4 protein-coding genes (1 of these 4 cut by a window edge) are annotated in these 6,121 nt (G+C 43.4%); 3 read left to right on the top strand and 1 reads right to left on the bottom strand.

Annotation, left to right across the window (positions count from 1 at the left end):
• The 3 genes from FCL46_RS14635 to FCL46_RS14625 form a co-directional block, all read left to right on the top strand.
• Positions 1 to 1,782, top strand: partial view of a tetratricopeptide repeat protein gene (locus FCL46_RS14635; RefSeq protein ID WP_136807451.1) — the 3' portion only. Its footprint begins 363 nt before the window's first position; 1,782 of the gene's 2,145 nt are visible here — the last part of the coding sequence; its start codon lies beyond the left edge, outside the window; the stop codon is at positions 1,780 to 1,782.
• A 14-nt stretch (positions 1,783 to 1,796) separates the two neighbouring features.
• Positions 1,797 to 2,480 (top strand): LOG family protein, encoded by a 684-nt coding sequence (locus tag FCL46_RS14630; protein WP_136807452.1) that lies wholly within the window; start codon positions 1,797 to 1,799, stop codon positions 2,478 to 2,480.
• A 102-nt stretch (positions 2,481 to 2,582) separates the two neighbouring features.
• Complete coding sequence (locus FCL46_RS14625; RefSeq protein ID WP_136807454.1) at positions 2,583 to 3,665, top strand: type IV pilus twitching motility protein PilT; 1,083 nt, start codon at positions 2,583 to 2,585, stop codon at positions 3,663 to 3,665.
• Between the two features lie 6 nt (positions 3,666 to 3,671).
• Here FCL46_RS14625 and FCL46_RS14620 read toward each other — a convergent pair whose 3' ends face one another.
• Positions 3,672 to 6,098, bottom strand: a complete 2,427-nt coding sequence (locus tag FCL46_RS14620; protein ID WP_167505870.1) for a DNA internalization-related competence protein ComEC/Rec2 — start codon at positions 6,096 to 6,098, stop codon at positions 3,672 to 3,674.
• Positions 6,099 to 6,121: the final 23 nt, after the last annotated feature.

Genomic DNA, 6,121 nt, shown 5'->3' with positions numbered 1-6,121 from the left:
TTGATACGTGAATGTGTGCAGATCAAACAGGCGTTCACCGATACAGAAAGCGGGCTCCTCAACAGTACACACCTGTTTTCAGTAATGCAGTCCCAGTCTATCCATGCTGATGTAGCTGTGATTCTAGTTGATTTACCTTTTCGTGGGAAGGCTGGCAAAGATTCGTTTCGAAACGCTCAGAAAGCTGCATCTTCTCTGAAATCTTTTACTGACAGTCGGTACATGATTCATCATGTCGGACAATGCGTCTTTGCACTGCTTGTTCGTGTGAGTGATATTTCGAGTATAGAACAGTTTAGCTCAGGGCTGGTTCATCTGCTCAAAAAAGAACGCTTTTATCGGGTTCATATCGGAAGCAGCAAACTCGTGTCCGGCGATGATAGTACTTCAGGAGAGACTGCCTTAAATGAAGCCTGGACCGCATTGCAGACGGCCAGAAAGAGGGGACCATTTAGTTTTTGCGATTATAGTATTCTAAGCAATACAGACGATCATCCTCTGAGGATTTCTTCACCAGATGTAAGAAAGGAATTTCGTCGTATATCTGGTAAGGCGGATAACTTTTGTATACTTAAAATTAAGGGAACGAATCTGCCTGATCAGGAACTTCTTTCAGGCGCAGACGGACTGGGTCACCAAAATGCCATAAGCTTTGGCGATAAAGATGAAGTGTTTGTCTATTTGCCTGAACTTAATGGTGAGAATGGATTGGATTTCTCAAAAAAATTACTGGTCGAGTTGCAAGACCACTACGGGGTTACTGACCTTTTTATCGGTGTCAGCGTTTTCCCGACACACAATTTTTCTCGTAGTGATACTCTTATAAATGCCCAAAAGGCTCTTCTTCATGCAGAGTTCTTTGGAGCTGGAAATTCTGTTCTTTTTGATGCTGTCAGTTTGAATATCAGCGGTGATATTTATTTTAGTGATGGTGATTTGCCAAGAGCTGTCAGAGAATACCTTGCAGGCCTTGCTCTGGATGCAAGCGATGTGAATCTCCTGAACAGCCTGGGGGTCTCCTATGCTTTATTAAATAAAAACACTTTGGCAAGAAAGGCTTTTGACACCGTAATTGAGATCGATAATCACAATCATATGGCCCTGTATAATCTCGGCCTTGGCGCACAGACCCGGGGCGATTTATTTGATGCTCTGGATTGTTTTAATCAAGCATATTCTTTGTGCCATACTAGTGATGAAGGGCGCGAAATCTGCCATGACCTGCGCTTGCAGTTAGGCATACTCTATTGTCAGACGAGTGATTTTGTTAAAAGCTTGGAGTATTTAAATGAGTGGCTTGCTGAATCAACATCCGGGCAGCAGGCTAGAGCTTTCCGGTATCTCGGTGAATCATATCTGGGGATAGGACAACCAGGCGAAGCAATGGTCTGGCTGGAAAAAGCTTTGCAGAAAAATCAGTTTGATCATGAATTGTTAAGTTTACTTGGAACTGCAATATGCAAAGCTGGTGAGGGTGATGAAATAGCACTTTCGTTATGCGCCAAGTCGGTTGATCTTGCACCGGAAGATGCTGTATTGCGCACCCGGTTGGCACGGGTACAGATTCAATCAGGATTGGCAGATGAAGCGCTTCTTAATCTTAAAAGATGTCGCGGGAAAAGAATAAATCCCATTGAGGTGCAACTCCTAAAAGCATCGGCTTATAGTAAACTTCAAAATTCTGGCAGAGCCGGATATTGGGTGAAAAGGGCATTAACTCAGTGTGAAGCTGGTAGTGATTTGTATAAAGAGGCTAAGGCTTTATTGAAAATATTAGAGTAAACGGAGGGGAGAGCATGGCATTTAGTGAACGCAGAAGAATCCGACGAGAGCCAAAGTTTGTTCTGGATAATACCGTGGTCGGTGACTCGTGGAGAATGTTCAGGATAATGTCAGAATTTGTTGACGGATTTGACGCAATGTCTTCAGTAGATCTTCCCGCAGTGACTATTTACGGTTCAGCCAGAACTCCATCTGACCATCCCTATTATGCGTTGACCGAAACCATCGGGGCGGAGTTGGCCAAAGCCGGTTTTGGTGTAATCACCGGTGGCGGTCCGGGTATCATGGAGGCTGCCAATAAAGGCGCCTACGAAGCAGGTGGCATATCTATCGGGCTTAATATCAGCCTGCCGCACGAACAAGCTCCAAACCCTTACAGTAATTTACCTCTCAATTTCAAATACTTTTTTGTTAGAAAAGTGATGTTTATGAAGTATTCGATGGCATTTATCTGTATGCCAGGCGGCTACGGTTCACTTGACGAATTGTTTGAAGCCCTCACCCTGATTCAGACTCAACGAATTAAACCTTTTCCGATAGTTTTGGTGGGAAGCGACTTTTGGTCTGGACTTGTCGATTGGATAAAAGATAAACTTTTGGGGAGTGGAAATATCAGCGAAGAGGATATCCTGATGTTCCAGATACTTGATGATCCCGATGCCGTGGTGAACTATATTCGAAAAACAGTAATTTTTTGATTGATCACATAGTTTTATCTTGCCAGTTCGTGTAGATTGTCGATATTCTATCAGTTGAATTTTCTTTATAACCAAAGAGTTGCGTGATAATGAGGGCGAATAATGGCTCAGATAGATGCTTTTTTTAAGTTGATGAATGATGAAGGTGCTTCGGATTTGCATATGGTTGCTGGTCAGCAGCCTATTCTAAGAATTCGCGGAGACATGGAGCGTGTAAAGTTCAAAAAGATGGAAAACGATGAACTGCGCGGAATGTTATATGAAATTTGCCCGGAAGAGCGAATAAAGGAATTTGAAGAAACAGGGGATATAGATTTTGGCTATGAGATACCGGGACTTGCCCGATATCGTTGTAACTATTTTCAGCAAAAGTATGGTGTTGGCGCAGTATTTCGTGAAATTCCAAGCGAGATTATGACATGTGATCAGCTTGGGCTGCCCAAAGTTATTTCCCGGCTAGCTCAATTGCCGAAAGGGCTGGTTCTGGTTACAGGACCGACCGGTTCTGGTAAGTCGACGACCTTGGCAGCAATTGTAGATGAGGCGAATAAGACGCGTAAAGATCATATCCTGACGGTGGAAGATCCTATCGAATTTGTTCACCGTAGTCAGAAGGCGATTATCAATCATCGCGAGGTTGGAACACATACAAAGAGCTTCTCTGCAGCATTACGTGGTGCTCTGCGTGAGGATCCTGATATTATTCTCGTTGGTGAGATGCGTGACCTTGAGACCATTTCTCTGGCGATGGAAGCTGCCATGACCGGTCACCTTGTATTCGGTACTCTACATACCATCAATGCTATGAAAACGGTTGATCGTATTATTGAGATTTTCCCGGCAAATCAGCAGGGACAGGTAAGGTCAACACTGGCGGATGCTTTGAGAGCTGTTGTATCCCAGACACTTTTTAAACGGATAGATGTTAAAGGACGGTGTGCTGCTCAGGAGATACTTATTGCGACTCCGGCTGTGCGTAACCTTATTCGTGAGGGTAAAACCTTTCAGCTGTTATCTGTTATGCAGACTGGTAAAAAATTCGGAATGCAGACACTTGATGATGCCATTGTAGCGTATCTGGATAAGAAAATGATCAGTCCCGATGAGGCGTATTCAAACTGTGTTGAGAAGGCAAAGTTTGCCAAATACCTCAAAAAACCACCATCAGATTTTACTGAAGTCTAACTTTCTCTAATCAGATGGTTCTTCAAATCCATAAATTTGCGCCGAAATAGATTGTTCTCTGTTTCGGCGCAGAGGATTTTCATTCTCAAGATCCTGCCTGTATAACACTACCTGCTTGTTTGCTTCCCTAAACGTCAGTGTCCCATGTTGTGCTGTGACCTTCAGCGAAATTGCGTTTTCCTGGCAGAATTTAATAAGATCTTGTGAAGGGAAATTACTATTTCGAGTTATTGACGCTGAGGCAATTATCAGTCGCGGATCAACCCTTTCTATAAAACGAGCCGAATTAGATGTCGCTGATCCATGATGAGCTGCCAGTAAAATTGTGCTTTTGAGTTGGAGGGCATTTTCCAGCAGAAGAGTTTCTGTCTCTGTGTCAATATCGCCTGGGAAGAGGTAACTCGCTGTAGGTGTTTTTAGTTGAATCACAAGGCCTGCGTTCCTGTCTGATAACATTCTGCCACGGTTTTTCGTATTGATAAGGCATAGTATTTTGGAATTATTTCCAGTAATCGTGTCGCCAGCTTTGGCGGAATGTACAGTGACATTTTCTTTTAATGCCAATGTAAGCATGTGCTGATAGTCGGGTTCGGTATCGCTTATCGTACTTGTCCATATCTGTTGTGGTGAAAATTGCTCAATAAGGAAGGGGATGCCATTGTAGTGATCTGCATCTGGATGTGTAATTATGATAGTGTCGAGATGCGTAACCCCGATAGACCATAGGAATGGGGCTATTACCCGTTCACCAACAGACGGTTTGGAGTAGGACGAACCACCACCATCTATAAGAATTGTCTTTCCATCATCAAGTTGTATTACAGTTGAAGATCCTTGTCCGACATCAAGTATGTGCACGATTGGGGTTTGCTGCTGTTCAGTTGTTGATAGTGGCCGATACAGCATGATTATAAGACTCAATAGAAATAGCGGCACAAAAGCGTATGATAGGTTCCGGCGTTTCCGCCAGGAACTAGTAAGTACAAAGAGAGATCCGTAATATACAGTGAGGAGTGTTGGCCCAGGCGATGGACTCCAGATAGAACTGTTTGGGAGCAGGTAGAGGTACTTTGTTACCCAGAGCGATATGTGTAATCCAATTCCACCTATATTGAGTAGGACGTCAGCTAGGCCGGGCCAGATAAACATTACAGGAAGTGATAACAGGCCAAGGGGTAATGCCCACAAACAGATTATGGGTTCAATAATTAGATTTGTTATTGGCCCAAGAAGTGGAAAACGATGGAAATGATGAACCATGATTGGTGCTGTTCCAACGATTGCAGCGGTCGAGGCCATTAAACACGCAACTATCCATTTCTTCGAAGTTTTAAACCATTTCGAAATTGTGTGTTCAGGAGGAGATGAATGTTCTTCGTTGTGTATTTTTAATAGTGGAATAACCACCAAAATAGATGTGAATGCAGCAAAAGAGAGCTGAAATGAAGCTGTAAATATGGCCTGTGGAGAGTAGCTCAGAATAATGAGTGCAGCTATGGCAATAAGACTCGATACTGTTTTAGGTCGATTGCTGAAGAAAATCAGAATGACTACAGAGCTGATAATTGACGCTCTGATAACCGGATTGTTCAGTCCGGCAAGCAGGGCGTAGGCAATAATAAGAGGGATGCAGAGAATTCCTGCAATCTTTTTGACGTTTGCGTGGAGCATCAACCATTCTGATCTGCGAAGCAACCAATAGAGTGACAGAAAAAGCAGAGTTGCCAGGATGGTGACATGAACGCCCGATATTGCGAGAATATGCATAATGCCGGTGCCTTTGAATTGCTCAATTATGACATCTGGAATTCGGGATCGATCTCCGAGCAATAAAGCGCGGTATATACTGCTCAACTCAGGGGAAAGGGTGCTGTCCAGATAATGACCAATTCGGGTTCGAAGATTCTCCGGGAAAAATTTCAAACTGTTAATGAGAGAATGGGCAATGGCTATTTCATGTATTTGGGCTGGGGAACGTACATAACCTGTAACCCAGATGTTTTTTCTGGCGAGCCATCGTGGATAATCAAATGTCCCGGGTGTCTTATATGTTGATGGGCGATTTAATATTGCGCGGATAACGAGAAGATCTCCGGGCCGGTAATCTTTGGGCCAGGGGCCTTGTAATCTGAGTAAGAGTATTCCCTGTATACTCTTAAAGGATGTATCTGTTTGAGTTTTGATTGAAATTGCATCAATTTTTGCCTGGCATGATGTGCCGTTATAGGATGGCATGGATTGCAGTTTTCCTACAACGACTGCATCTGTTGATTCCTGTATAATAGTATAAATGTGGTTTTGGGCCGATGGAGTCTGGCTGCTTAACGTTCCTACATAGATACCTGTAGAGAAAACCAGCAAGAGTGTTGCTACTGATGCTGTCTGGGAATATTTTTGGTAATTAACGTAAAAAATCCCAATTGTTGCAGCCACGAAGACAAACAATACCAGGAACC

Source organism: Desulfosediminicola flagellatus (genome assembly GCF_005116655.2).
Lineage (GTDB): Bacteria > Desulfobacterota > Desulfobulbia > Desulfobulbales > Desulfocapsaceae > Desulfopila > Desulfopila flagellata.
Note: the sequence above shows the minus strand (reverse complement) of the source record. Positions and strands in the feature narration are given on the sequence as shown.